The sequence below is a fragment of the Streptomyces sp. NPDC104761 genome (genome assembly GCF_055583445.1).
This window is the reverse complement of sequence record NZ_JBVJNZ010000021.1, coordinates 54025-79447: the sequence shown is the minus strand read 5'-3', so window position 1 is coordinate 79447 and position 25423 is coordinate 54025. Positions and strand designations below refer to the sequence as shown.

Here is a 25423-nt window from a genome sequence, read left to right as displayed (position 1 = left end):
GCCGACATTCCGCCGAGGGAACCGGAGGTGACGGCGGTGCTGCGTGTTACCGAGCGGGCCGGAGACCGAGTCGTCGCAGAGCTGCCGGAAGACGTGGATCTCCACAGCACGCCCGGCCTGCGGGCGTTGGGCGACCGCATGATCGACGAAGGCTGCCGGCACCTGACACTGGACTGCTCCCGCACCCTCTACCTGGACTCCACCGGCGTCAGCGCGATCGTCGTCTGGTACCAGCGCCTGGACGCCGCCGGCGGCTCACTGACGCTGTCGGAGGTCAACGAGCACCTGTTCTCCCTGCTGACCCGTCTGGGACTGCACACCGCCATCACCATCACTCCTGGCACGGCCGCCGGCGACAAGCAGGGGTCCTGAAGGCTTCCGGCTCACCGCATGCCGGGCCTCGCTGGGCAGGCCGTCGCTGCACACATGCCGCACGACAGAGCGGGTAGTCGGTCTGTGGGCTCGGCACCGGGGGCGAGCAGCAGAAGGTGAGGGCATCCGCCCATGGACGACACGGACGGTCGCACGGCGCGCTGGTGGGCAGCACTGCGCCGGACACCCCTGGCCGTCTGGAACGACGACGTCACGGACTGGGCCGCCGCTCTGACGTACTACGCGGTCCTGGCGCTGTTTCCGGTTCTGCTGGTGATCCTCTCGATCGTGGGTCTGACCATTCCCACGGCCAAGCCGGAGGTCATCGACCGGATGTCGCAGGCCGCGCCGGTGGCCTCCCGTGCTCTGCTGCGCAGCGCCCTGCGGCAGATGGCCGGACAGTCGTCGGCGGCGTGGACGCTGATCTTCCTCGGCGGGACCGGAGCGCTGTGGTCGGGATGCAGCTATCTGGCCGTCTTCCGCCGGGCGCTGCACGCCATGCACCGGGTCAGTGCGAACCGGCCGGTCTGGCGGACCGCTCCGCGCATCCTCGCCACGGCACTCGTTCTGATCGGCCTGCTCCTCACGTCCGTCCTCGCGTTGTTCCTCACCGGCGCCCTGACCCGGCGCCTGAGCCGGGCGCTGCACCTGGGTACCGGACCGCAGGCCGCCTGGGACGCTCTGAGATGGCCCGTCATGGCCGCGGTCGCCGTCGTCCTGGTGCTGATCCTGTACCGCTCGGGCCCCGAGCCGTCCCGCCCGGTCGGGAAGATGGCGCCGGGCGGGACGTTGGCGGTGGTCCTCCTGCTGGCCGTCTCGCTCGCGTTCGCCGTCTACACCTCTCACGTCGGTACGTATCACCGTCTGTACGGGTCGCTCGCCGGCGTCGTCGTCTTCCTGATCTGGCTCTGGCTGTCCAACCTGGCCCTGCTGATCGGCGCTCAGTTCAACGCGGAACTGGCGAAATGACGTGCCGCCCCGTTGCACGGCTACGACCGGGTACGCCCGACGCCGGCGGTACGGCCGGACGCCCCCGTCTTCCAGTCCAGGCGGAGCACGGCGAGGTCGTCGGTGTGGCGGTCCGCGTTGAGCGCCCGGGTGCGGGCGACGAGTTCGTCGAGGTGGGTACCGGGATCGGACGCGCGCAGGGTGTCGATGATGCGCACCAGGCCGTCCACGCCGAGCCTGGCGCCGGTGGCGTCGGCGAAGCCCTCGATGAGACCGTCGGTGTAGGCGAGGAGCGCGCCTTCGGCGGGCAGGGCCAGTGTGGTGGCGGGCCAGTGGCCCAGTCCGGGTGCGATACCGAGTGCGATGCCGTGGGCGGCGCTGACCTGCCGGGTGCCGTCGGGGGTGGTGACGAGGGGTTCGTGATGCCCGGCCAGGTGCAGGGTGAGCGTGGCGGCCGCCGGGTCCAGGGTGATCAGGGCGCAGGTGGTGAACAGGTCGCTGCCCGCGCGCTCGGCGATGTGTATCTGTTCCAGCAGGTGGAGCAGCTCCTGGTCGCGGTGGCCGCCGAGGGTGAGTGCGCGCCAGGCGATGCGGAGGCAGACGCCGAGGGCGGCGGCATCGGGGCCGTGGCCGCTGACGTCGCCGACGACGGCGTGCACCTGGCCGTCGTCGGTCTGGACGACGTCGAGGAAGTCGCCCCCCAGCAACGCCTGGGCCCGCCCGGGGTAGTAGCGGCTGGAGACGGTGACAGCGGTGGTGGACAGCAGTGGTTCGGGCAGCAGCCCGCGTTCCAGGCGTGCGTTCTCCTCCGCGCGCAGGCGGCCGATCTGCAGGGCGGCGTTGGCGCGTTCGGCCTGCTTGCGCTGGACGGCGTAGCGGACGGCCCGCTGCATCAGTTCCGCGTCGACCTTGCCCTTGACCAGGTAGTCCTGGGCGCCGGCGGCCAGGGCGTCGACGCCCGTGCGGGCCTCGTCCAGTCCGGTCAGCACGATGATGGCGGCGTGTGTGTCCGACTGGATCGCGTGCACCGTCTCCACCCCCGCGGCGTCCGGCAGGTGGAGATCGAGCAGGACGCAGTCCACGGGCCCCGATTCCAGCGCCCGGCGCGCGTCGGCGGCCGTGCGGCACCGTTTCACGGAGTGCGGCAGGTCGGTGTCGTGGAGGAGTTCCTCGACCAGGAGGGCGTCCCCGTCGTCGTCCTCCACCAGAAGCAGGGCGTACTGCTCGTCGTGGCCTGCGGCTGGAGCGGTCACGGCTGCGTCTCTCTGTCCGGGGCCGCCGTCGCGGCCGGGAGGGCGGGGAGGGTGAGGACGACGCGGGTGCCGAGCCGGTAGTCCGGGTCGATCCTGATCGTGCCGCCGTGGAACTCCACGATCTTCTTGCACATCGCGAGGCCGATTCCGGTACCCGGGTAGGCGTCCTTGGTGTGCAGCCGCTGGAAGAGGACGAAGACCTTCTCCCGGAACTCCGGCGCGATGCCGATGCCGTTGTCGGTGACCGTGAACTCCCACGCCCCCTCGTCGCACACGGCGCCGACGTGGATCCGCGGCGGCCGGTCGGGGCTGCGGAACTTGACCGCGTTGGACAGCAGGTTCTGCCACAGCATGCCCAGCTGGGTCCGGTCGCCGACGACGGTGGGCAGGGGGTCGTGGGTGACGGCCGCACCGGTCTCCTCGACGCTCACGCTGAGGTCGTCCAGCGCCCTGGCGAACACGTCCTCCAGGTCCACGGTCTGCTGCTCGTTGTGGACACGGCCGACCCGGGAGAAGGCCAGCAGGTCGTTGATGAGGATCTGCATGCGGTTGGCACCGTCGACGGCGAAGGCGATGTACTGATCGGCCTTCGCGTCCAGCTGTCCGCCGTAGCGCCGTTGCAGCAGCTGGGTGAAGCTGGACACCTTACGCAGGGGCTCCTGCAGGTCGTGGGAGGCGACGTAGGCGAACTGCTCCAGCTCGGTGTTCGACCGCTTCAGGTCCTCGGCCTGCTCGTCCAGCAGCCTGCGGGCCCCTTCGCTGAAGCGCAGCTCCTCCACCAGCCGCAGGCGCATGGAGTCCACGTCGGCAGCCAGTCGGCGCAGGTCGGCGGGGCCGGTACCGACGAGGGAACGGTCGAAACGGCCCTGCGCGACATCGCGCGCGGCCGAACCCAGCCGGCCGAGCGGGCCGGTGACGCCCCGGCGCAGGGCCTCGAAGACGAGCACCGCGACCAGGACGATGACCACGCCGATGACGGAGAACACCCAGTTCCGCAGGTTCACCGCCGCGCGCAGCTCACGCGTCGCCGCAACCCGCCCGTCCTGCAGGCGAGCCTGCTGGCGTGCCATCGCCCGCCGCAGTGCGTCGAAGTCCGCCTTGCCCTCGTCGGCCCGCGCTTCGGCGATCTGCGCGGCCTGCGCGGGAGGAGCCGCCGCGACGGGCCTGCCTATGCGTTTCTGCCAGGCGTCGGCGTCCCTCTCGACCTCGGCCAGGTCGGCGAGCGCTCGGGTGTCGCCGCTGAGCACGGGCCGCAGGAGCTCGAGTGCCGTCTGTTCGTCGGCCACGCCCTGGGTGTAGGGCTGAAGGAAGTCCCGCCGGCCTGACACGCCGTAGCCGCGGATGCCGGTCTCCTGGTTGACCAGAGCCGATTCGAGACGGATGGAGGCGACCAGTGCCGGGGTGCGCCGGTCGACCAGCGAAGCCGTGATCTGCGACGTGCGCCACATGGCCCAGCCGCCCAGGGATCCCAGCACCGTCAGGACGACGAGCGCGCCGGTCACCCCCACGCGCAGCCAGCGACGGGTCGTCCAACCGGCGAACACGCCCGGGGAATCCGACGGCTTGCTTGTCATCGTGGTGGCTTCTCTCCTTCGACCGGCGGTCCTGGCCGCGGTGCGGTGGCGGGCGGCAAGCACACTGTACCCGCGTGTCGACAACATATGTTGTCCGGTGCTGTGCTTGGGCAGTACAGTGGCGCCATGCCTGATCCGTCTCCCGCTCCCCGCCGCCCGGGCGAGGATACGGCCGCGCTCGTGGCCCGGCTGGTGGACGACGTCACCCGGCGCCTTGCACCGGAGAGCGCCCACCCGCCGGCGGAACTCACCGACGGGGCCCGCGAGTCCCGCAGATACGCTCTGCTGCGCCTGCGGGTCCTCACCGACGTCAAGCAGGCGGTCCGGCACCTGGAGGACCAGGCCGCGCACGCCGCCGCCGAGAGCGGAGCCGGGTACCCCGAGATCGGCCAGGCAGTCAGCATGAGCCGGCAGGGAGCAAGGCGCCGCTGGCCCGGCCTGCTCACCAACAGCACAACCCACCCGACCCCTCACCCCCCGCACCGGAGCACCTGAATCATGGCTGCCGCCGCAACCCGCCCGTACGACGTCCTGCTGGTCGAGGACGACATCGCCGACGCGATGCTCATCCAGGACGCCCTCACCGAACGCGGTACCCGCAACCTCACCCAGGTCTCCGACGGCGTCGAGGCGCTCGACTACCTGCGCGACCCGGACAACGCACGCCCCGACCTCATCGTGCTCGACCTGAACATGCCACGCATGAACGGGCGCGAGTTCCTCGCCGTGGTCAAGGAGGACGCCGAACTCCGCACCATCCCGGTCGTCGTCCTGACCACGTCCGCCGCCCCCGACGACGTCACCGGCGCCTACCACCACCACGCCAACGCCTACGTCACCAAGCCCGTCAACCTCGAGGAGTTCGAGGCGGCCGTCCGCAGCATCGACGCCTTCTACCTCGACATCGCCGTCAAGCCCCCCAGGAAGTAGCACAGCGCGGCGGACGTCCGACGCCTGCGCACCTGCGCGAGGTTCATGATGTCCAGGGCAGGCGGCGTGCGCCCGTCACGCACACGTCGGTCCCGGTCGCGTCGGCCCGTGCTCCTCAGTCGTCGGGGCCGGGACGGTGCACCGTGACCAGATCGGCGAGGCCCGAGACGGTGAGCACTGGCTCCAGCAGTGCAGTGACGACGAGTTGCAGCCGTTCGGCGTGGGCGAAGAGCACGCTCAGGCCGGCGCTGTCGAGGTATTCCACCGCGGTCAGGTCCAGGACGAGCGGCCCCGGCCTGCCGACGAGGGCATCGTCCAGGGAGCCGGCGTTGCTCATGTCGATCTCGCCGCTGACGGTGAGACAGGCAGTGCCGTCCGGGTGCCGCCCGGAGGTCAAAGTGAGCGGGGTGGTCATCGGGCGATCCTCATCTGCATGTCGACGGTGGTGCCGGACGGGCCGGGGGTGATGGTGACGTGCTGCATCATGGCCCGCATGAGGGCCACGCCACGGCCGCGGTGGGCGTTCTCCTCCGGTTGGGGAACCTTCCACCGGCCGCTGTCGGCGACCGTCAGCCGCACATCGTCCACGAGCGCTTCGGCGCGCAGCCGCACGGCCTCACCGGGGTTGTGCCGATGGCCGTGCTCGATGGCGTTGGCGCACGCCTCCCCCACGGCGACCAGGACGTTCTGCACGGTGTTCGGAGGAAGATCGCACCCCGCGAGCCAGCTGCGCAACGCCTTGCGGACCGGCGCCAGTTGAGCCGACTCGGCGGGGAAGGACATCTCCAGCGGCGCCGGATGCCGGTAGAGCAGCAGCGCCACGTCGTCGTCGTAACCGCCGGGGGGCGCGAGCCGTGACATCACCTCGGTGGCGAGGTCGTCGACGGGCAGGGCGCGACCGTTCTGCACGGCTTCGCCGGCCTGGTCGATCCCGGCGCTGAGCGGGCGTCTGCGGCGTTCCACGAGTCCGTCGGTGTACAGCAGCAGAGTGGCCCGCGCGGGCAGGGTGTACGCCGCCTCCGGGCGTTTTCTGCCCGGCCGCACGGCCAGGGGCAGGGAACGCCCTTCCTCCAGCAGCCGGGTGGCGCCGTCGGGGTGTGCGACGATGCCCGGCGGGTGTCCGGCGCTGGAGTACGTCAGCTCGCCCGTGCCCGGATCGAGGACCCCGCAGAAGACGGTGGTGCACAGGGCCCCTGGAACACTCGCGGCGAACTGGTCGAGGGCCGTCAGCGTCCGGGACGGGCTGGGGTCCTGCAGCATCAGCGCGCGGCAGGCGCTGCGCAACTGCCCCATGACGCTGGCCGCCTCCAGCCCCCGCCCGACGCAGTCGCCGACGACGATGCCGATCCGCCCGTCAGCCAGCGCCACGGTGTCGTACCAGTCGCCTCCCACCTCCAGCGGGCGGGTCGCGGGTTCGTAGCGCACGGCGAATCCGGCGGGGAGCCGGGCCGGTCCCAGGATGGCGCGTTGCAGTGCGATCGCGGTCTGGCGCTGCTGGTCGATCTGGTGCGCCCGTACCAGGCCCTGGGTCAGGTGCCCGGCCAGCAGCGAGAGCAGGAACTGGTCCTCGGGGGTGAAGGGCCGGTGTTCGCCCAGATCGATCCACAGGGCCAGGGGGCCGTCGGGGTGCTCCAACAGGATCCCGGCACCGCTGTCCGCGGCGACCGGCGTCAGCGGTGCCCGGCGGCACAGTGCCACGAGTGCGTCCCGGCGCTCGGCGGGCAGGTCCTCCCACCCCAGTTCCGCCTCCGTGGCCGTGAGCACCGGTACGTCCCCGCGCTCGAACACGGCGGCCACCGCGGTCCGCGCGCGCCACAGGGCCCTCAGTTCGGCGAGGGCACCCGACAGCGCCTCGGGCATACTGGCGGCTCGGGAGAGCGTCGTGCTCAGCGCGGCCAGTGCCGTCTCGCGCCGGACCGCGTAGTGCTCCGCGGTGACGTCACGGAAGGTGCCGACGGTGACCCGGCGCCCGGTGTCGGGGTCCTGGGCCTTGTTGTAGGTGACGGTCACCCACAGGCGGTGACCGTCGCGATGGGTCACAGGAACGGTATGGGAGCCCTGGTCCCGTGCCAGCAGACCGGCGAAGGCGTCCCTGACCCGACGGTGCGCCTCGGGGTCGGTGGCGGCGTCCGGCCACCACGGCTGCGACGGCGTGTACGGCAGCTCCTCGGGGCCGTAGCCGAGGATGTCGGTGAAGGCGGTGTTGATCTCCACGACGGCGCCGGACTCGTCGCAGACGAAGAACGCCTCCTGGAGGGAGTCGATGAGCGCCGTCCGCCACCGGACGTGATGGCCGCGCAGCCGGGCCAGTTCGACGTTCGCGCGCACCCGGGCCAGCAGCTCCGCGGCGGCGAACGGTTTGACCAGGTAGTCGTCGGCGCCTGCCCGCAACCCCTCGATCGACGCCTCCTGCCCTGCCCGGGCCGACAGCAGCAGCACCGGCACCGAGGCGGTACGCGTGTCACCGCGCAGCCTCGCCACCAGCTCGAGCCCGCCCAGCCGGGGCATCATCACGTCACTGACCACAAGGTCGTGCATGTCCCGGCGGACGGAGCGGAGGGCTTCCACCCCGTCGGTGACGGTGGTGACCTCGTAACCCGCCTGGACGAGGACGCGGGCGAGGTAATCGCGCATGTCGGCGTTGTCGTCCGCCACCAGCACCCGGGCACCGGCTGCGGGTCCGGAGCCGGTCGCGACGGCGTCCACCTCGGATCTCACTCCCGAGCTGCCGCCCGCGGTGCCGGTGCCGCTTTCCGGCAGCCAGCGCAGCGCCTCCTGGACGTACGGGTCGGCGGTGGCCGAGGCCGACGTGCCGCCCGCTTCGGACACCACCGCCTCCGGGGGCAGATGGGCGTTCCCGAGCGGCAGCCGGACGGTGAAGGTGGTGCCTTCTCCTTCCCGGCTGGCGGCCGTGATGGTCCCGCCGTGCAGACCGACGAGCTCCTGCACCAGGGCCAGCCCGATGCCGCTGCCCTCGTTCGAGCGGGAGCGGGCGTTCTCGATGCGGTGGAAACGCTCGAACAGCCGGGGCGTCTCCGTGTCCGGGACACCGATACCGGTGTCGGTGACGGTGACCACGGCATCCGTGCCGTCCCGGCGCACGCGGACACGGACCGAACCGGCGAAGGTGAACTTCAGCGCGTTGCTCAGCAGATTGAGCACCACCTTCTCCCACATGCCGCGATCGACGTACACCGGCTCCGCCAGGGGCGGGCAGTCCACGTCGAAGGTGAGCCCGGCCTTCTCCATCGCCGAGCGGAAGACGCTGGCCAACTCCGCGGTGACCACGGCCAGGTCCACCGGTTCGTAGCGGGCCTGCATGCGGCCGGCCTCGATCCGGGAGAAGTCCAGCAGCGTGTTGACCAGCTTGCCCAGGCGCAGACCGTTGCGGTGGACGACGTCGAGTTCCTGCCGTACGTGCTCCTCGGCGCCGGCGAGCCGGGTCCGCAGCTCCTCGACGGGTCCCATGATCAGGGTCAGCGGGGTCCGGAACTCGTGGCTGATGTTGGAGAAGAAGACGGTCTTGGCCCGGTCCAGTTCGGCCAGTTCCTCGGCCCGCCGCTGCTGCGCCTCGTAGCTCCGGGCGCTGCCGATGCCGGAGGCGATGTGCCCGGCGGTCAGCTCGACGAACCCACGGTAGCCCTCGTCCAGTACGCGGTAGCGGTTGAGGGCGGCCACCAGGAAGCCGTAGGGCACGCTGCCCTGCTGCAGCAGCGGGACCACGAGTGCCTCGACGGGCGGTTCGGGCCAGTCACCGGCAGGCAGGTCGGCGAGGGCGTCGCCCGCGAGCGGTACCAGGGCCGTCTCCCCCGCGGCCGGCGCCGCGACGGGCCACGCGCTGTCGGGGTCTTCGATCCGGAGGGCGCCCGGCGCGGCCGGATGGCCGGCGGGAATGCCGGTCGAGCCGGCCAGCCGTGCGGTGGATCCGTCGAAGAGATACGTGAGGGTGAAGGGCAGATCCTTTTGGTTGCGGCCCAGTTGGCGGTCGGTGAAGGCCAGCACCTCCTGCTCGGTGCGGATCACGCTCGGGTCCGAGCCCAGCTCGCGCAACGTGGCCATGCGCCGCTCGCCGATCACCCGGTCGGTGTCCTCACTGACCACGCACAGCATGCCCACGACGGCGCCGGCGTCGTCACGCAGCGGGCTGTAGGAGAAGGTGTGGTACGTCTCCTCGCTGTACCCGGAGCGCTCCAGGAACAGCAGGAGGCCCTCGTCCCAGGTGGCCTCGCCGGTGGTGAGCACAGCTTCGATGCGCGGGCCGATGTCGTCCCAGATCTCGGCCCACACCTCGTTCGCGGGCCGTCCCAGGGCCCATGGGTACTTGCGGCCGAGCGTGTCACGCCGGTACGCGGCGTTGCAGAAGAAGGTCAGCTGCTCGCCCCAGGCCATCCACATGGGGAACCGGGAGGACAGCAGAATGCTGACGGCCGTCTGCAGGCTCTGCGGCCAGTCCCGAGGCGGGCCGAGGGGGGTGGCCGCCCAGTCCACCACCGCCAGGTCCCGGCCCACCTCGTGGTCGGCGGCGAACACCTCGCCGTCCCTCGCCGCCGGCTGCGGCCTGTGTCCGGCCGCCTGATCCGAATGCTCCACGCGGTACCCATTCCCCTCATGCCGGCCCTCCACCGGGCCCCACCGTCGCCGAACGCGTACTCGAACAGCTTCCGACCACGCGCCACTACCCCTCTGCCCCTCTGCCCGCGAAACCGCCGCCGACGCCGCCGCGGACGCCGACACCGACACATGTCTGAACTGGGCGGACCAGGGAAGCCGTGCTGGGGCAAGCCCCCCATACTCCACCGAGAACCGAGGTGAACCATGGCGCAGGATCTGACCCCGAAGTACACGGTGCCCGGCATCGAGCGCGAGGCGGCAGGCCGGCTGATCGGACTGCTCCGGCTCCGCCTGCACGCTCTCAACGATCTGCACCTGACGCTCAAGCACGTGCACTGGAACGTGGTCGGGCCGCACTTCATCGCCGTGCACGAGATGATCGACCCGCAGGTGGACCGGGTCCGGGACATGGCCGACGACGTGGCGGAACGCATTGCCGCGCTCGGTGGCGTCGCGCAGGGGACACCAGGAGCCCTGGTCGACGAGCGCACCTGGGACGACTACTCCATCGGCCGCGCCGACGCGATCGCCCATCTCGGCGCGCTCGACCTCGTCTACACCGGAGTGATCGAGGCCGTCCGCGCCGCGATCAAGGAAGCGGGCGACATCGACACCGCCACCGAGGATTTGCTGATCGAGCAGCTGCGCGACCTGGAACAGTTCCAGTGGTTCGTGCGGGCCCACCTGGAGAGCGCGGGCGGCACCCTCGCCACCGGACGGGCCCGGACCGAGGAGGAGGCCGCGGCCAAGGCTGCCGAGCTCGACTGAGCGGACGCACATCGGCAGGCGGGGAAGTGCCGGCGCGGCGCAGTTCCCGGACCTGATCGGCCGCCGACGTCACGCGGACGCGCCGACCACGCGTGAACCGCCCTTGGGGCTGGGTTCAGGAGGTTCGGCCGCCGCCGGCACCGGGGAGGCGGATGGCCAGCAGGGCGACGTCGTCGTCGTTGTCGTGGGGCCGGGCGCGGTGGAGCAGCTGGTCGGCGAAGGAGTCCAGGTCGCGGTGGGCCAGGGAGGCGGCGTGCCGGCGCAGGTTCTCCATCCCCTCGTCCAGTGGCTGTCTGCGGGATTCGATCAGGCCGTCCGTGTAGAAGACGAGTGTCGAAGCCGCGGGGAGAGTGACGCGGGCCTCGGAACGTGGCCGGGGCGACGGCATGCCGAGGAGGAGACCGTTGGCCTCGGTGAGGTAGCGCGTCAGGCCGCCACGACCGACGAGCAGCGGCGGCGGGTGACCGGCGCTGCTCCACCGCAGCTGCCAGGCGCCGGCCGCGTCGACCGCCAGCCGGGCCAGGATGACGGTCGCCATGCGGACGTCCGTGATCTGCATCATGGCTTCGTTGAGGTGCTCGACGATGCCGTGCGTCGGCCGGTCCTGCGACCAGGTGAACGCGCGGATCATGTTGCGCAGCTGCGCCATGCCCGCCGCCGCTTCGAGGTCGTGACCGACCACGTCACCGATGACGAGTGCGGTGTCACCGCCGGGAAGGTGGAACGCGTCGTACCAGTCGCCACCGACGTAGGAGGCATCCGGGGCGGAGAGATAGCGGGCGGTCATGCCGACGCCCGGCAGATGCGGCAGCTGGGGCAGCAGATAACGCTGCATGGTCTCGGCGACCTGGCGCTGGCGCTGGTAGTGGCGCGCGTTCTCCAGCGCCAGGCCGATGCGCCGGGCGATGTCCTCCAGCAGGGCCAGGTCGTGCGTGGTGAAGGCCACACCGTCGTCGGAGCGGCCGAGCGTGATCGCGCCCAGCACCTCCCACGGCCCCCGGATCGGGGCGATCACCGCGGTCTTGATCCCCGTCGCCTGGAACAGCTTGCGCTGCTCGACGGCGATACCGCTGTCCGGTTCGCCTTCGTAGGTCTGCGGGCCGGCGAGGTTGGAGGCCACTCCTCGCAGGGCTCGGGACAGAGGCATGGGGGAAGCGTCGGAGACCGGAGGCATCGGTCCCTGCAGGTCCGGACGCACGGTGAGACCTTCGGTATCGGCATGGACTACCAGATACCGCGACACGTCATCACTGTCCGTGATCAGGTCGATGACGGCCCAGTCCGCCAGACGAGGCAGCACCAGGGCGACCACCCGGTGCAGCGCCTCGTCCACGTCGTTGTTGGAGATGAGCTGGGCTGTGGTGTCGGCGAGCAGGGCCAGCCGTTCCAGCTCCGACAGGACCCGGCCGGCCCCCTGCGACGGGATCGGCCGCACCGGGTCGGCTATGGCATCGGTCATGACCGCTCCTTGTCGGGCCGTGCAACGCGGCGCAGAACGGGGCAGTCAGGGCCCGCCGGCACGCTCACCCGCTGTGAGCGGACAACGTTCCCGGGCGGGTGACGGCGAACGCCCGGCTCCCTGCGATGCCGGGCGATGTGCTGCGGTCGGTGCGTGACGATATGAGAACTACCTGGTGAGCTGCTGTCTGCCCAACAACCGACCGATTAGCGGCCGCAAAAGGCCGCAGCGACATTTGTAGCACAGGCGTTCACGTGCATACCGCGTCACGCAGCCGTGGCCCGCCACGCGGGAGGCATGATCGTAGAGCGCGGAGAGTGCGGCCGGCTTTCGCTTCTGAAGGACCGGCTCGACCAGTGGCGTTCGAAGTGCGCCGGCTGTGCCTCAGTCCCTGCGGGCCTGAGCGGCGTCAGTCTCCGTCGGCGATGAAGCCGAGGAGAGCGGCAGCGACGGCTTCGGGTTGCTCGTCGGGGATGTAGTGACCGGCGTCGGGCACAACCACTGCGGTGACGTTGTCGGCCCATGGGCGCATGGACGCTGCCATGTCCGGGATGGAGCCGTGGCTGCTGGAGATCCCGAGGACGGGCACGGTGAGGCGCTGCCGGTTCAGCGCCTGGTGGTTCCTGCGCGCCGACTCGGCGGCGTCCCGGTAGTAGGCGAGGCAGGCGCGGAGGCCGCCGTCGGCGGCGAGGGCCGCTGCGTAGTGGTCGAGGTCGGTGTCGTCGAACACGTCAGGAGCCAGGGCCTTCGTTTTCAGGAACCAGCCGACATAGTCTCGCGTTCGCGGCCGGCCAGCAGGGTCTCGGGCAGGTCGGGCACGAGGTGGAACGCGAAATGCCAGGTCTTCCACGCCCGGGCCGGGTCGGTGGGGATCGTTTCCGGGAGGGTGATACCGGGGATTCCGGCGTCGAGCAGGGCGACCCCACGCAGCCGGCTCTCGTGGTTGAGGGCGAGTGAGAAGGCGACCCAGGCGCCGATGTCGTGGGCGGCCAGCCAGTAGGCCGACACCCCGAGCGCCTCGACGGCGGCATGGACGAGGGCCGCGACCGTGTGGGTGTCGTAGCTGCGCTCCGGGCGCTCGGAGTGGCCCTGACCCGGCAGGTCGATCGCGATGACGCGGAACCGGTCGGCGAGACCGGGCATGACCTTTCGCCAGGCCTGCCAGGTCTGCGGGAACCCGGCGAGCAGGACGACAGCCGGGCCTGCCGGCCGGCCGCCTTCGACGGCGTGGAGGCGGATGCCGTCCGCGTCGACCCAGCGGTGAGTGAACGCGTCCAGGCCGTGCAGGGGCAGGCCGCGAACGGGGTTGGCTTCGGAGACCTGCCGAATGGTGGTCGCAGGATCAGTCACGAGAATCCTCCATGGGTGACGTGTTTACCGGTTCGGTGTCGCGCACCAGGGCCAGGCCCACGATGGCGATGGCGATGAGGACGCGGGTTGTGGCGCGGGCGCAGGACCGCGGCGGCCGAGGCAGTCGTGATCAGGCCTGCGAACCTAGCACATCTTGAACTATTCAGTTCAAGATAGAATGGTGTGCAGCACAGCCCCTGGACATCGACACACCGGCAAGGAAGTGCCCCGTGGCAGGCAAGAAGCAGTTCGACATGGACGCGGCACTCGACGCCGCGATGATCCAGTTCTGGCGCGCCGGCTACGCCGACACCTCGGTGGACGACCTGTCCCGGGCAACCGGCCTGAACCGCAGCTCCATCTACTCCTCGCTCGGCGACAAGGACACGCTCTTCCTGCGCTGTCTGGATCGCTACGCCACGCGTTACGGCGCCAAGTACGACGCCGCCCTGTCGTGTGCGGCCTCGGAACCCCTGGCGGCTGTTCGTGCGTTCTTCGACGTCACCCTCGAGCGCATCGCCGATCCCGAACTACCCGACGGATGCCTGATCGCCCAGTCGGCCATGGCGATTCCGGTGCTGAGCCCGGCCGTCGCGGCGCACGCCAAGGAAGCGCTCGGCCTCCAGCGGCTGCGCCTGCGCACCGCGCTGAAGGCCGGGCGATTGACCGACCGGGACGCCGATGCCTTCGCCGACCACACGGCCGCCGTGAACCAGTCTCTCGCCGTCATGAGCAGGGCCGGGGCGAGTCCGGCGCAGTTGCGGGCCATCGTGGGCGTGACCGTCGGCGCGCTCTCGCAAGCGCTGCGCGCAACCGTTTAGGGGAGCAAGGGCCGGAGCCGATCGATCCCGCACTCCATGGCGTGCGGCTGCATCCGTTCGTCCGCCCAGGACCCGGTCCGGCCGGGTACGGGGCCGGCCGCCGTGCAGTCCGGCGACGCCACCGGCGGCGGCCGGACCCCGTGTTTTCCGTCATACCGAGCGGACACTCGCAGCAGAGGAAGAAGGGAGGGGCACAGACCGGCGGACGTGCCGGGCCGAGACAAGACGAGCCGCCGTGATCGTGCAGGCCGGGAACCCGGCTGCGAGCCACCCGAAGCGGGCCAGGTCAGGAGGCTCGCCGTGCGCAGGATTCGCAGGATTCGCAGGAACGGAACATCGCATGGGCGTGCGAGCAGCGCCCTGTGAGGACAGGGAGGCACTTCCATGCCGACACCACTGACATCCCGGACGTCCGAATCCCTTCACGGCCTGTCCGCCGTGGTCACCGGCGGCTCCCGAGGTCTGGGCCTGCTCATCGCCGACGCGTTGATGGACCGCGGCTGCCAGGTCACGCTTGTCGCGCGGGACGCCGCCGAACTGGAGCGGGCCGACGGGCTGCTCCGGCAGCGGCATCCGCAGGGCTCCGTCCGCACCGACGTGGCCGACGTGCGGGAGAGAGAGGCCCTCGCCGGTCTTTTCCACCGGACGGCGGCGGACTGCGGGAGCGTGGACGTGGTCGTCGCCAACGCCGGCATCATCCAGGTCGCGCCCGCCGAGACCGTCGGCGCGGCCGGATTCGACGACGCGATGGGCACGATCTTCCACGGCGCGCTCAACACCAGTCTCGAAGCACTGCCCTACCTGCGCGAGAGCCGGGCCGGCGGAAGGCTTGCCCTGATCGGCTCGGTGGGCGGTCTGCTCGCCGTGCCGCACCTGCTGCCGTACTCATGCGCCAAAGCCGCCGTGGGAGCCCTGGCCGAAGGACTGTACGCGGAGGCGGCGCGCGACGGCGTGTCCGTCACCGCCGTACATCCGGGACTGATGCGCACCGGCTCGCATCTGCACGCCGTGTTCGGCGGTGACCGACGACGCGAGTTCGCCTGGTTCTCCGCTCTCGCCGGCACCCCGCTGCTGTCGATGGACGCACAGCGGGCGGCCGGCCGCATCGTCACGGCCATCCAGCGGCGCCGTCTGCGCCTCGTGCTCACCCCCGCCGCCCGCGTCGCCGACAAGGCCCACGGCCTCGCCCCGGCGCTCACCGCACGGCTCAGCCACGCGACGGCCGCGCTGCTGCCGACCGCGGAAGACGAACCGGAACTGCGTCCCGGCATCGACGTCGAACCGGCAGCCCCCCGCACACTCGGGGAACGCCTGCGCTCCGTGGGCAGCGCGCTGAACGACCGCGCCGCCCGCGCCTACAACGAACGCCGCCACACCGCCGTTGAAGGACACCGGCACTGATCCACCGAGAACTCCGGCGCCACCCTTCCCCCTCAGGAACCGGCGGCGCCGTGACCCGGACGAGACGTTTGTTCGAGTCCGATCGGAGCACACGATGAGCTGACCCAGCCCTTGTCCGAGGAAGCGGAGACGCACCATGGGAATCATCGCGTGGATCATCATCGGCCTGCTCGCCGGCGCCATCGCCAAGGCCTTGATGCCGGGCAAGGACCCCGGCGGCATCATCGTCACCATGCTCATCGGCATCGTCGGCGGTCTGCTCGGCGGCTGGCTCGGCAAGGTGATCTTCGGCGTCGACTCCATCGACGGGTTCTTCGACCTCTCCACCTGGATCGCCGCGATCGTCGGTTCCCTGATACTGCTCGTCCTGTACCGCCTCTTCACCGGCAACCGGCACTCGCACCGCCACGCCTGAACCGCCGAAGGTACATGCCCACGCCGCTGACGGCTCCCTCCCCGGTTCGCCGGACGGGAGCCGTCAGCATGTACGGCGCACCAGGGACGGCGAGGTGATCGCGAAGGCTGCCCGCCGAGTGCGGGTTCACGTACCCGTCAAGCAGTCGTCAGGCCGACGGGCGGAGATCGATCCGGGCGGTGACCCGTTTGCCGGCCGCCTCAGGCAGAACAGTGAGTTCGGCCGCAACTGCCTTCACGATCTCGAGGCCGTGCCGGCCCACCCGGTACGGGTCCGCCTGTTCGGCCACCGGAGTTTCTGGATGGCTGTCCCACACCTCCACCTCCACCGCCGCTTCCGCCCGGCGCAGCCGCAACAGAATGGGGCCGGGCGCGTACTTGCAGGCGTTGGTGACCAACTCGCTGACCACGAGCTGAGCCAGATCCATGATGCGCTCCGACACCGTCGAACCACAGCCGGCGGCTGCGACCTGGGTGAGAAAGACGGCAGTTCGGTGACGGGCCTCGGCGATGCAGGAAAGCTCTCCCGACAGTGCGATGGTCTCCTCGACCCCCGCTGACATCGGTCCCTGGCAACACTCGCACTCCGGGTCCCCGCCCATCCGTCCTGCCACTCCCGCCTCAGTCGCGTACGCCGTCCTCCCGGGAGCCTGTCCCGCGGGCACAACGTGTACCTGTGGCAGGGCCGTCCGGGGGTACTACCAGTACCATGCGTGAGCAGATCCTCGTCGAGGAAGTGCTGCAGGGCGGCACCGACACATGCTGAGGGGCTGTGACGGACAACGACAACTGGCGCCTTTCGATCACCTGCAGCCATACCGGTCGCGTCAGGGTCCTCACCGCCTGCGGCGAGATCGACCTCGACAGCGCTCCCCGGCTCCTGGATGCCCTGACCGCCGATGGCGCTGCCGCTCCGGTCACGGTGGTGGATCTCAGCGGCGTCAGCTTCATGGACTCCAGCGGCGTCAACGCCCTCATCGCCGCTCATCACGCCGCACAGCGCCGTGGCGGCCAACTGCGACTCGCGGCCCCGAGCCCCACCGTCGCCGAGATTTTCGGCATCGTCGGCCTCACCGAGGTCATCCCCTGCCACCCGACTCTTCACGACGCCCTGGACGCCCACCCCCGACAGCCGGACGAACCTGACGAACCGGACGTGGCTGATGCCCGCCACGACCGCGGCGGGCATCAGAACGGCACCTCGTAGAGAGTCAGCTGGTCGTGAGCATGCCCTCACGCAGCCGGGCCAGGCATCGGGACAGCAGCCGGGAGACGTGCATCTGCGACACACCCAGGCGCTCGCCGATCTGGGCCTGGGTGAGCTCCTCCACGAACCGCATGTGAAGGAGCTTGCGGTCACGCTCGTCGAGTTCGGCAATCATGGGGGCGAGGGCGTGGAAGTCCTCCACCAGTTCCAGCGCCGCGTCCTCGGTACCTATGAAGTCCTGCAGGGCGCTCTCGCCGTCCTCGCTGCCGTTGATCGCGGCGTCCAGGGAGGAGGAGTTGTAACCGTTGGCGGCCAGGCGGGCCTCGACGACCTCCTCTTCGGACAGGCTCATCAGCTCCGCCAGTTCCCTGACTGTCGGGTCACGGTCGAGCCGGGTACGCAACTCCTCCGTGGCCTGGGCGAGCTGGACGCGGGCTTCCTGGAGCCGACGCGGCACGTGCACGGCCCAGGTCGTGTCGCGGAAGAAGCGCTTGATCTCGCCGACGATGTAGGGGATGGCGAAGGAGGTGAACTCCGCCTCCCTGGACAGCTCGAACCGGTCGATCGCCTTGATCAGGCCGATCATGCCCACCTGGACGATGTCCTCCATCTCCTCCGGCCCCCGGCTACGGAACCGGCCGGCCGCGTAGCGGACCAGGGACATGTTCATCTCGATGAGCGTGTTGCGGGCGTAGCTGTACTCCGGCGTGCCCTCCTCCAGGACGGCCAACTGTCGGAAGAACAGCTTCGACAGCTCGCGAGCGTCCTTGGGTGCCATCCGGGAAGGATCGGCCACCTCCGGCAACTCGGCCGTCCGCGTCTGTGTTGCCAGCGTGCTGAGTGCCATGCCGACTCTCCTCCCACGATCGATAAAACCACTGCCGGCCTGCCGGAACGGCCCGCCGACCGAGCGCGTACCCCGCCAACTCGCGTTCACTCCTGCTGCCTGAGCGAACCAGCGGACCGAGCCGCTTCGCGGCCACGGCCCTTCGCCATGAGCTGAGTTCAGCCAGGGCGGCACGGTGCCGGTGCCGGTGCCGGTCCCGGGCGCGGCGACAGAAGCTGTAGCGCACTGTGCCCGCTCCTGCAGGGCCGAGACGGCGCCGTGGACATCGCCAGGTTCACCTTCCCAACAGACCTGCCGGGGCCGGTAGTTGAGCGAAGCCAGGTCGTGCGCGCCGCACGCCCTGCGGCGGGACTCGGCGCGGCCCGTGGCGGCCTCCGCGAGTTGCTGCACCTCGCCACCCCCACGCTCTCCGACCGTCCGGAGGCCGGAATCAGCGTGTGCCTGGACAGCGGGCCCGGGAACTCGCCCGGGTGTGGAGCCCATGACGGACACGACGAACACCGCGCGCCGGGCGGGCGCAGGGCCGGTCCTCCCCGTGTACCTGACGGCGGCCGTCCTCGCCCGCACCGCGGACGAGGGCGCACGGGTCGCGCTCGTCCTGCTGGCCACCCAGCGTGCCGGCAGCCCCGCGCTCGGCGGCGCGCTGGTGGCGGCCCTGATGATTCCGCACGTGGCCGCCGCGCCCGTGGCCGGCGCTCTGGCGGACTCGGTACGGCGGCGCCGGCTCTTCCACGGCGGTGCCGTGACGCTCTACGGCGCCGCGCTCGCCGCCCTCGCCGTGCTGGTGGGCAGGGCCGACGACCTTGTAGCCCTGCTGCCGGCCGTGGCCGCCGGCTGCGTCGCCCCCCTGCTCACCGGCGGACTCACCAGCCTGCTGGGCGAATTGCTCAGCAAAGAGCAGCTGACCAGGGCGTTCAGCGCGGACGCCGTCTCCTACAACCTGGCGGGCATCTGCGGTCCCGCCGTGGCGGCGGCCCTGGGCACTGCGGTCGGCTCGGGCACCGCCCTCGCCGCCCTGGGCGCCGGAGCGATGACGGGCGGAATGCTGCTGTTCTCGCTCCCGCTGCGCCCGCGGGCCGGCGGCCGGAAACCGGAGGGGCCGCTGAAGCCGACCGAACTGCTGCAAGGGGCTGTCGAGTTGGCACGCAATCACCGACTGAGGTCGGTCACCTGGGCCAGCGGTGTCGGTCAGATGGGCGTCGGAGCACTGCCCGTCGTGACCGTGCTGCTGGCCGCCGAGTACCACGCGTCCTGGGCGACCGGCGGACTGATGACCGCGTTCGCCGCCGGCGCCCTGGCCGGTTCCCTGAGCTACGCGTACCGGCCGGTGGGCCAGAGGCACCCGGAGCAGGTCGTGCTCTGGGGGCTGCTGATCACCGGTGTTCCGCTGGCCATGGTGCCCCTGACCCGGCACGCCGTCCCGGCGGCCGTCCTGTTCGCCCTGGCCGGCTTCTGTACCGGCCCGCTGTTCAGCGCGTTGCTGGCCAGCCGCGAACGGTACGCTCCGGCGGCCGTGCGCACCCAGATCTTCACCCTGGGCGCCGGGCTCAAGAGCACGTTCGCGGCCGCCGGTGCGGCCGCGGCAGGTGCCCTCAACGGGCTGGGGGCTGCCGCTCTGCTGCTGGGAACCGCCGCCTGCCAGGTCGTCGCCGCGGTTCTGGGCCTCGCCCTCCTGGCCGGCCAGCGTCCGGCGTCGGCAGATCCGGAAACCGACCCGGCCCGGGCCCTCCCGCACGCTTCGGACCGCAGGGCTCCCTGACCGGTCGCCCGCGCCGTCGGCCCATGCGCCCTCGCCCGCTGCCTCGCGGAAAGCTGCTCGCGGGCATGCCGTCGGTCGCCGACGTCGCCGCCCAGGTCATGACCGACGGCTCGGCGAAGCGCACCCCGACAGACGGAGTCCTCTGCTACGGAAACAGGCCGGCGCGGCCCGCCCCGGCCCTCCGTACCTGGCCGGGCCTGTCCCCGTAACACCGGCGAACGGACTTGCCCGTGTACGTGCTCAGGCGGACCCCGCCTCGGACAGAGCGGTCTCCAGCGCCTGCCGGACGTCCCCGGACAGCTCCTGGCCGGCGGGCCAGGCGACGATCTGCTCCGCGACCTCCCGGAGTTTGATGTTCGTCTTCTGCGAGACCGTCCGCAACACGCCGAAACCCTGGTCGGGGTGAAGGCCGCCAAGGGAGATGACCACGCCGATGGCCTGGTCGATCACCGCATGCGAGACCACGGCTTCCTGAAGCTGGCCGATCTCCCGCTGCAACTGACCGATCTTCCGAGCGAGCTCTTCCGGCCCGGGGACGTCGGCGTCGAACGGTGCGAGGTCCTCCTGGTCGCGCTCCGTCATGTTCCTCTCCTGGCAGGCCGACCCGGGGTCTGATGCAGCTGGTCAGCGCGTTCTCTCTGGCTTGATACGTCACGTCGTTCCTGCGGTCGGCCGGGAGCGCGAGCCGGGGCGTGGGGCGGACGGCAACGGTGGTCGTCGCTGTCCGCCCCGAGCACGCTCGCCGCTGATTACGCGGCGGGGGTGAGTTCGGCGCGTCCGAACAACAGCGCGTAGCCGGAGGGGAGTTGGCGCAGGATGCGGGTGAGCAGGTCGGGGCCTGCACAGGCAGCGACGGCGGCGAAGACGGATCCGGTGTCCCAGCGGGTCGTGGCCTGCGAGGCGCCGGCACGAGTGGCGAGGTCCTTGACGAACGCCCAGCCGGTGAGCGGCTGGGGGTCAGGGATCTGGGCGGTGAGGATGCGTGCGGCCTCGAAGGGCAGTCGGGCGGCCAGTTCGACGCGTTCGTCGCCGGTCAACTGGCGTCCCAGTCCCGCGAGAACCAGGCGGACGGCTTCCTCGGCCTTCTCGCGGGTGGGGTAGGCGCCGTCGTAGCGGACCTTCTCCAGCATCTGCTCGTACGCCCTGTCGTGGGGCTGCGGGAACGGTGCGGGTCGGTCGGACATCACTGCGGTGGTTGCCTTTCTGTCACCGGGGTCGTGGTGGCCGGCGTGCGGTCACCGGTGGGTGGGTGGTCTGTGGGGCCTGGGGCGGCCGAAGAGCAGGTCGCAGCTGGAGGGGGCCGGAGCGGGATCTGGTTCGGCAGGTCGTCGCCGGCGGCGTCGGCGACCGCGGCGAGGACGGCGCTGACGTCGTGGGCGGCGGTCTGCTCGGTGGCCGTTCGGCAGAGGCGCCGCCGACTGGGTGCGTACGGCGCACACCTCGCCGGCCAGGTGCGCGCCCGGCAGGGTGAGGACCACACGGGCCGTGCGTTCGGCCTCGTGCACGGTGCCGTACTCGCCGCGTTCCGTCACGCCGCCGAGAGACGCATCCCGTCGCACCGTTACGCAGGATGCCGGTCTCCCTCGGTCCCAGGAGGACGCGGAGGACGGGCACGTCAGGCGAACAGCTACCCGTCCTCCGCCGCTTCCGAGCCCTCGCCGGTCCGGTTCAGCCGGAGATCTCCTTGCGGTCGGACCCGGAGCCGACGCCGATGGCGATCTTGCGAGGCTTGGCACGCTCGGCGATCGGGATGCGCAGGGTGAGCACGCCGGCCTCGTAGTCGGCCTGGATGTGCTCGGTGTCCAGTGTGTCGGCCAGCACCAGCTGGCGGGAGAAGACACCCAGCGGCCGCTCCGACAGTTCCATCTGCACGTCGTCGGCCTTCGCCACCGGCCGGCGCTCGGCCTTGACGGTCAGCATGTTTCGTTCGACGTCGATGTCGATCGCGTCCGCGCTGACGCCGGGGACGTCGAAGGCCACCACGTACTGGTCACCCTCGCGGTAGGCGTCCATCGGCATCGGGGACGGCCGCGACCAGGTGCCGGGGCCCATCAGCTGCTGCGCCAGCCGGTCGAGCTCACGGAAGGGGTCAGTGCGCATCAACATCGGAAAACACCTCCAGAAGGTTCGGGCAGTGACTGCCAATGCGCCTCACGGAAACCGTTGTATCATGTCATCCAATGGATGACAAACATGGCGTCGTCCGAAGGACGACAACCCGAGGGAGGTGCCCATGACCCCGGCCGACCAGCCGGCTTCGCCCAGCGCCGACGCGCACAGCCCGGCGTCGTTCCTCGCCGCCGCGGCGGCTCTGGAAGCCATAGACCAAGCCCTGAGTACCGCCCAGCACGAGGACGTCCACCCTCCCGGCACTCCCGAGGTCGGCACGGACCAGGCCCTCGCCTCCCTCCTTCTGCTGCGGCAGGTACGCGAGCGGCTCGCCGGATGGGAGACCGGCCTGATCGAGACCGCCCGCGACGCCGGGGCCAGCTGGGCCGACCTCGCCCATCCCCTCGGCGTCGCCAGCCGCCAGGCCGCCGAACGCCGCTACCTGCGCGGCCGTCCCGGCCCGGCCGGAACCACCGGCGAACAGCGTGTCCAGGCCACCCGCGAACGCCGCGCCGCCGAACGCACCACCGCCACCTGGGCCCGCCGCAACGCAGCCGACCTGCGCCGCATCGCCGGCCAGATCACCGCCCTCACCGACCTGCCGGACGCGGCTCGCCTCCCGCTCGACAGGCTCCACGCGGCCCTCGCCCAGGACGACCCCGCCGAGCTCATCCGCCCCCTCGGCGACACGCGCCCCCACCTGGCCGGCGCCCACCCCGACCTCGCAGCCCAACTCGACACCCTCACACCTCCCTGAGCCGGTGACCGCTGCCCTCCGCGGACCGCTTTCCGCCGGCCAGGCGGGCCTGACGGGCGAGGCGGGCCAGGCGGGCCAGGCGGGCCAGGCGGCGAAGCCGGTCACGGATGACGCCGGTGTCCCCCGGTTGCGGCCCAGCGCGGGACGAATCCGTAGTTCGTCCGCCAGGGCGCGAAGGCGGCAGACACGGGGCGCCACCGTGTGCTCCCGGGGACCGGGGACGGGACGCGTCGGGAGGTTGCGCGGGTTCCCACGCGCTGGCGCCTCCTGTCCCCGGCACGGCGCCCCTACCCCGATATCCCGGCGTGACTCGTGAAGCATTTTCTTGCCTGTTGGAAGCGCCGCCACTCCGTCCGCGACACGCGCGAGGAACGCGAAGGACCCGTCCGGGCGTCCGGACGGGTCCTTCGGCGACGTGCTGGGGCGCTCAGGTCACCATCGGTACCAGCGACCCCGGCCGCCCCCTGTGGTGGTGGACCGCATGACGAACCCGAGGAGCCACACCACCAGGACGACCACCGCGACCCACCAGAGGACCTTCAGGGCGAAGCCCGCACCGAACAGAATGAGCGCCAGAAGCAGGACCAGAAGCAGGGGAACCATAATTATCAACCTCCTGCGCCCCGATTGCCCTGCGGTCATCCGTTCATTCGTGGATGTTGCCTTGTTTATGGAGGGGAACTCGGGGCATCACATGGCCTTTACCGGTTGCGTCTGCGGCCTGGGCCAGGCCCTGTACATCGTCGAGGGCATCGCCCTGAGGAGCACTGACACGCGACCTCGCCTGAACCACTGCACCGATCACTGCGCCGCACGTCGGCGACCCTGCCGGCGGTGTACTCCCCGTCTTGGGGCTCTGCTCGGGTCGCTCGTCAGGCAGACACCGAGAGCCCGCGGGCCTGACAGGACATCAGGTGGAGTGGTAGGTCGCCGGGGTCCACGAACCCACCCACGGGTGCGGTTCGTGGACCCGAGCGGCATAAATCCCTGTCGGCGCCGCACGGATGCCGTACGGTGGAGACACCGACGCGGGGTGGAGCAGCTCGGTAGCTCGCTGGGCTCATAACCCAGAGGTCGCGTGGTTCAAATCCCGCCCCCGCTACCAACATCCGGCCCCCGGCGACATTTCGTCGCCGGGGGCCGGAGTCGTCCGGCAGCAGGCTCCAGGTCGTACGTCGTCGCCAGACGTATCCGGGTGCCTTCGCACCCCGACGCCGCCGGGGCTGACCAGCGCCAAGGTGAAGCGAGAGATCACGGCTTCAACGCCACGGCTCCCAACTGGGGTACGACCGTGGGCTCTTCGCCGGGCTCCGGCCGCCAGCGCGAGCAGGACACAAGCCCGGGCTCCAGGAGCGTGAGCCCGTCGAAGTACTGGCCGACCTCCTCGCTGCTGCGGGCGGTGACCGGCGGTTTGGCGTTGGTGTTCCAGAACTCCATCGCCTCGAGCTGCAGGTCGCCGCCGAGTTCGGGCTCCGTGGTGGGATGGGTCAGTACGAGGAAGCTGCCGGGGGACAGCGCCTCCACGAGCCGACGTGCGATGGCCCGCGCCTCGTCACCGTCAAGGACGAAGTTGAGGATGCCGAGCAGCATGAGTGCGGTGGGTTTGGTGAAGTCGAGTGTCCGTCCGGCGATGCGCAGAATGGTGTCCGGGTCGTGCACGTCGGCGTCGATGTAGTCGGTGGCGCCTTCCGGAGCACTGGCCAGCAGGGCGCGGGCGTGCGCGAGCACGATGGGGTCGTTGTCGACGTACACGATCCGCGACTCGGGGGCGATCCGCTGGGCGATCTCGTGGGTGTTCTCCAACGCCGGCAGGCCGGTGCCGACGTCGAGGAACTGACGGATGCCGTGCTCCTGTGCCAGACAGCGCACGGCGCGGCCGAGGAACGCCCGGTCGGCGCGCGCGATGTCGCGGATGACGGGGATCATTCCGGCAACGTGATCGCCTACCTGCTGGTCGACCTCGTAGTTGTCCTTGCCGCCCTGCCAGTAGTTCCACACGCGAGCGTTGTGCGCCGTCCCGGTGTCGAGTCGCTGCACTGCGGCGGTGGCGCTCTGGTTCTCGCTCACGTCTTCCTCTCCTCACACGCCCAAGGACCGCGTGAAACACGGCACTTGCGGTCACGGCTGCGCTACGGCGCATCGGTGGGCGTCATTCTGCCGCACAGCGCCGCCATCTCGTCCCGGAACAGGTGGGACGGAGAAAACCCGGGTCGACGGGCCTCCGCTTGCGGCTGTCGCCACTCGCGTCGACCAGCCCCGGCACCACCGAAGCGGATGCGACGGGGCAGCTCACGTGAACGGCCAAGGACCCCGGCCGGCGTGTCGGGGTCCTTGGTGCGGTGCTGGTCGGTCGGCGTCGGGGCCGCTCCCGGCGTCCTTGTCAGGCCGGGGTTTCCGACTGCGCCTGGCCGCCTTGGGCGCGCAGTTGCTCGTTGATGCGCTGAGCTTCTTCGAGCTGGTCTTCGAGGATGACGATGCGGCACGCGGCCTCTATGGCGGTGCCCTGGTCGACGAGTTCGCGGGCGCGGGCGGCGATGCGCAGCTGGTAGCGGGAGTAGCGGCGGTGGCCGCCTTCGGAACGCAAGGGGGTGATCAGGCGGTGTTCGCCGAGGGCGCGGAGGAAGGCTGGGGTGGTGCCGAGCATCTCGGCGGCCCGGCCCATGGTGTAGGCGGGATAGTCGTCGTCGTCGAGGGAGTCGGCGGGCCGGGTACTGCGAGAGGGCATAGACCTCTTCTTTCGGGGATGCGTCGGGGGGGGGGGGGGGGGGGGGGGGGGGGGGGGGGGGGGGGGGGCGGGCCAGCGCGGGACCGCATACGGGGCGTGGCGTACGCTGTGCGTGATC

At 70.9% G+C, this 25423-nt stretch carries 25 protein-coding genes, 1 tRNA gene and 1 pseudogene; 13 read left to right on the top strand and 14 right to left on the bottom strand.

Features of this window, described 5'->3' with window-relative positions; genetic code table 11:
- Positions 1-36 precede the first annotated feature (36 nt).
- Positions 37-372, top strand: a complete 336-nt coding sequence (locus ACZ63F_RS38585) for an STAS domain-containing protein (protein ID WP_469718337.1) — start codon at positions 37-39, stop codon at positions 370-372.
- Between the two features lie 132 nt (positions 373-504).
- Positions 505-1341, top strand: a complete 837-nt coding sequence (locus tag ACZ63F_RS38580) for a YihY/virulence factor BrkB family protein (protein ID WP_469718335.1) — start codon at positions 505-507, stop codon at positions 1339-1341.
- Positions 1342-1361: 20 nt separating this feature from the next.
- Here the strand turns inward: ACZ63F_RS38580 and ACZ63F_RS38575 are convergent, their stop codons facing one another.
- The gene (locus ACZ63F_RS38575; protein WP_469718334.1) at positions 1362-2573 is read right to left on the bottom strand and encodes a PP2C family protein-serine/threonine phosphatase; all 1212 of its coding nucleotides are present in this window, start codon (positions 2571-2573) and stop codon (positions 1362-1364) included.
- Positions 2570-4147, bottom strand: coding sequence for a sensor histidine kinase (locus tag ACZ63F_RS38570; RefSeq protein ID WP_469718333.1), 1578 nt, complete (start codon positions 4145-4147; stop codon positions 2570-2572). The genes ACZ63F_RS38575 and ACZ63F_RS38570 overlap by 4 nt, the downstream gene beginning before the upstream one ends.
- 126 nt (positions 4148-4273) lie before the next feature.
- Here ACZ63F_RS38570 and ACZ63F_RS38565 point away from each other — a divergent pair, with 126 nt between their 5' ends.
- Positions 4274-4642 (top strand): hypothetical protein, encoded by a 369-nt coding sequence (locus ACZ63F_RS38565; RefSeq protein ID WP_469718331.1) that lies wholly within the window; start codon positions 4274-4276, stop codon positions 4640-4642.
- 3 nt (positions 4643-4645) lie between these two features.
- The gene (locus ACZ63F_RS38560) at positions 4646-5077 is read left to right on the top strand and encodes a response regulator (protein WP_352360095.1); all 432 of its coding nucleotides are present in this window, start codon (positions 4646-4648) and stop codon (positions 5075-5077) included.
- A gap of 115 nt (positions 5078-5192) precedes the next feature.
- Here ACZ63F_RS38560 and ACZ63F_RS38555 read toward each other — a convergent pair whose 3' ends face one another.
- Together ACZ63F_RS38555 and ACZ63F_RS38550 are read right to left on the bottom strand one after the other, a co-directional pair.
- Positions 5193-5492: an STAS domain-containing protein gene (locus ACZ63F_RS38555; RefSeq protein ID WP_469718330.1), complete on the bottom strand. Its 300-nt coding sequence runs from the start codon at positions 5490-5492 to the stop codon at positions 5193-5195.
- Positions 5489-9667, bottom strand: a complete 4179-nt coding sequence (locus ACZ63F_RS38550) for a SpoIIE family protein phosphatase (protein WP_469718328.1) — start codon at positions 9665-9667, stop codon at positions 5489-5491. The genes ACZ63F_RS38555 and ACZ63F_RS38550 overlap by 4 nt, the downstream gene beginning before the upstream one ends.
- Before the next feature lie 225 nt (positions 9668-9892).
- Here ACZ63F_RS38550 and dps point away from each other — a divergent pair, with 225 nt between their 5' ends.
- Positions 9893-10456 carry a DNA starvation/stationary phase protection protein Dps gene (gene dps / locus ACZ63F_RS38545; RefSeq protein ID WP_469718327.1) on the top strand — a complete coding sequence of 188 codons (564 nt, stop codon included), beginning with the start codon at positions 9893-9895 and terminating at the stop codon, positions 10454-10456.
- Positions 10457-10571: 115 nt separating this feature from the next.
- On the opposite strand, the gene ACZ63F_RS38540 is transcribed toward dps, so the two are convergent.
- Together ACZ63F_RS38540 and ACZ63F_RS38535 are read right to left on the bottom strand one after the other, a co-directional pair.
- On the bottom strand, positions 10572-11915 hold the full coding sequence (locus tag ACZ63F_RS38540) for a PP2C family protein-serine/threonine phosphatase (RefSeq protein ID WP_469718326.1): 1344 nt from the start codon (positions 11913-11915) through the stop codon (positions 10572-10574).
- A gap of 409 nt (positions 11916-12324) precedes the next feature.
- Positions 12325-13265, bottom strand: a pseudogene (locus ACZ63F_RS38535) (alpha/beta fold hydrolase).
- 230 nt (positions 13266-13495) lie between these two features.
- Between ACZ63F_RS38535 and ACZ63F_RS38530 the strand changes: the two are divergent.
- The 3 genes from ACZ63F_RS38530 to ACZ63F_RS38520 all read left to right on the top strand — a co-directional run bounded on the left by ACZ63F_RS38530 (position 13496) and on the right by ACZ63F_RS38520 (position 15902).
- A complete protein-coding gene (locus ACZ63F_RS38530) occupies positions 13496-14086 on the top strand; it encodes a TetR/AcrR family transcriptional regulator (RefSeq protein WP_469718324.1) in 591 nt (196 codons plus the stop codon).
- Positions 14087-14470: 384 nt separating this feature from the next.
- Positions 14471-15487, top strand: a complete 1017-nt coding sequence (locus ACZ63F_RS38525) for an SDR family NAD(P)-dependent oxidoreductase (RefSeq protein ID WP_469718323.1) — start codon at positions 14471-14473, stop codon at positions 15485-15487.
- Between the two features lie 136 nt (positions 15488-15623).
- The gene (locus tag ACZ63F_RS38520; protein ID WP_469718322.1) at positions 15624-15902 is read left to right on the top strand and encodes a GlsB/YeaQ/YmgE family stress response membrane protein; all 279 of its coding nucleotides are present in this window, start codon (positions 15624-15626) and stop codon (positions 15900-15902) included.
- 148 nt (positions 15903-16050) lie between these two features.
- Here ACZ63F_RS38520 and ACZ63F_RS38515 read toward each other — a convergent pair whose 3' ends face one another.
- Positions 16051-16464 (bottom strand): ATP-binding protein, encoded by a 414-nt coding sequence (locus ACZ63F_RS38515; protein WP_469718320.1) that lies wholly within the window; start codon positions 16462-16464, stop codon positions 16051-16053.
- Positions 16465-16673: 209 nt separating this feature from the next.
- On the opposite strand from ACZ63F_RS38515, the gene ACZ63F_RS38510 reads away from it, so the two are divergent.
- Positions 16674-17108 carry an STAS domain-containing protein gene (locus ACZ63F_RS38510; RefSeq protein ID WP_469718319.1) on the top strand — a complete coding sequence of 145 codons (435 nt, stop codon included), beginning with the start codon at positions 16674-16676 and terminating at the stop codon, positions 17106-17108.
- Between the two features lie 4 nt (positions 17109-17112).
- Here ACZ63F_RS38510 and ACZ63F_RS38505 read toward each other — a convergent pair whose 3' ends face one another.
- A complete protein-coding gene (locus tag ACZ63F_RS38505) occupies positions 17113-17955 on the bottom strand; it encodes an RNA polymerase sigma factor SigF (protein ID WP_469718318.1) in 843 nt (280 codons plus the stop codon).
- Between the two features lie 481 nt (positions 17956-18436).
- On the opposite strand from ACZ63F_RS38505, the gene ACZ63F_RS38500 reads away from it, so the two are divergent.
- Positions 18437-19714, top strand: coding sequence for an MFS transporter (locus ACZ63F_RS38500; RefSeq protein WP_469718317.1), 1278 nt, complete (start codon positions 18437-18439; stop codon positions 19712-19714).
- 23 nt (positions 19715-19737) lie between these two features.
- Positions 19738-19923: a hypothetical protein gene (locus ACZ63F_RS38495; protein WP_469718316.1), complete on the top strand. Its 186-nt coding sequence runs from the start codon at positions 19738-19740 to the stop codon at positions 19921-19923.
- Positions 19924-19954: 31 nt separating this feature from the next.
- On the opposite strand, the gene ACZ63F_RS38490 is transcribed toward ACZ63F_RS38495, so the two are convergent.
- The 3 genes from ACZ63F_RS38490 to ACZ63F_RS38480 all read right to left on the bottom strand — a co-directional run bounded on the left by ACZ63F_RS38490 (position 19955) and on the right by ACZ63F_RS38480 (position 21820).
- A complete protein-coding gene (locus ACZ63F_RS38490; protein WP_469718315.1) occupies positions 19955-20296 on the bottom strand; it encodes an ANTAR domain-containing protein in 342 nt (113 codons plus the stop codon).
- A gap of 167 nt (positions 20297-20463) precedes the next feature.
- Positions 20464-20898, bottom strand: a complete 435-nt coding sequence (locus tag ACZ63F_RS38485; protein ID WP_469718314.1) for a DUF2267 domain-containing protein — start codon at positions 20896-20898, stop codon at positions 20464-20466.
- A 484-nt stretch (positions 20899-21382) separates the two neighbouring features.
- Positions 21383-21820 carry an Hsp20/alpha crystallin family protein gene (locus tag ACZ63F_RS38480; protein ID WP_469718313.1) on the bottom strand — a complete coding sequence of 146 codons (438 nt, stop codon included), beginning with the start codon at positions 21818-21820 and terminating at the stop codon, positions 21383-21385.
- Between the two features lie 127 nt (positions 21821-21947).
- On the opposite strand from ACZ63F_RS38480, the gene ACZ63F_RS38475 reads away from it, so the two are divergent.
- Positions 21948-22580: a type III effector protein gene (locus ACZ63F_RS38475; RefSeq protein WP_469718311.1), complete on the top strand. Its 633-nt coding sequence runs from the start codon at positions 21948-21950 to the stop codon at positions 22578-22580.
- Between the two features lie 432 nt (positions 22581-23012).
- On the opposite strand, the gene ACZ63F_RS38470 is transcribed toward ACZ63F_RS38475, so the two are convergent.
- Entirely contained in the window at positions 23013-23183 is a 171-nt protein-coding gene (locus ACZ63F_RS38470; RefSeq protein ID WP_093498613.1) for a hydrophobic protein, read from the bottom strand.
- Between the two features lie 424 nt (positions 23184-23607).
- Between ACZ63F_RS38470 and ACZ63F_RS38465 the strand changes: the two genes are divergently transcribed.
- A tRNA-Met gene (locus ACZ63F_RS38465) sits at positions 23608-23685 on the top strand.
- A gap of 146 nt (positions 23686-23831) precedes the next feature.
- Here the strand turns inward: ACZ63F_RS38465 and ACZ63F_RS38460 are convergent.
- Positions 23832-24647: an SAM-dependent methyltransferase gene (locus ACZ63F_RS38460; protein WP_469718310.1), complete on the bottom strand. Its 816-nt coding sequence runs from the start codon at positions 24645-24647 to the stop codon at positions 23832-23834.
- 313 nt (positions 24648-24960) lie between these two features.
- Positions 24961-25305 (bottom strand): MerR family transcriptional regulator, encoded by a 345-nt coding sequence (locus ACZ63F_RS38455; protein ID WP_469718308.1) that lies wholly within the window; start codon positions 25303-25305, stop codon positions 24961-24963.
- Positions 25306-25423 lie beyond the last annotated feature (118 nt).